The organism is Microvirga pakistanensis (assembly GCF_004458765.1).
GTDB classification, from domain to species: Bacteria; Pseudomonadota; Alphaproteobacteria; order Rhizobiales; family Beijerinckiaceae; genus Microvirga; species Microvirga pakistanensis.
Genome location: NZ_SPJX01000636.1, coordinates 1 through 232 on the forward strand (window position 1 = coordinate 1; position 232 = coordinate 232).

Consider the following 232-nt stretch of genomic DNA (forward strand, 5'->3'; position numbering starts at 1 on the left):
GCGCGCCACGCGGGTCACCTCGCCCGCGAACGAGTTGAGCTGGTCCACCATGGTGTTGATGGTGTTCTTCAGCTCGAGGATCTCGCCGCGCACCTCGACGGTGATCTTCTTCGACAGGTCGCCGTTCGCCACGGCGGTGGTGACCTCGGCGATGTTACGCACCTGGCCGGTCAGGTTCGCGGCCATGAGGTTGACGTTGTCGGTCAGGTCCTTCCAGGTGCCGGCAACGCCC

The 232-nt window shown here is 65.5% G+C and carries 1 protein-coding gene; it reads right to left on the minus strand.

Annotated features, from left to right (window positions below; translation table 11 throughout):
• Positions 1-232, minus strand: a 232-nt coding sequence (locus tag E4K09_RS24155; RefSeq protein WP_134500200.1) for a HAMP domain-containing protein, incomplete at both ends; no start/stop codon positions are given.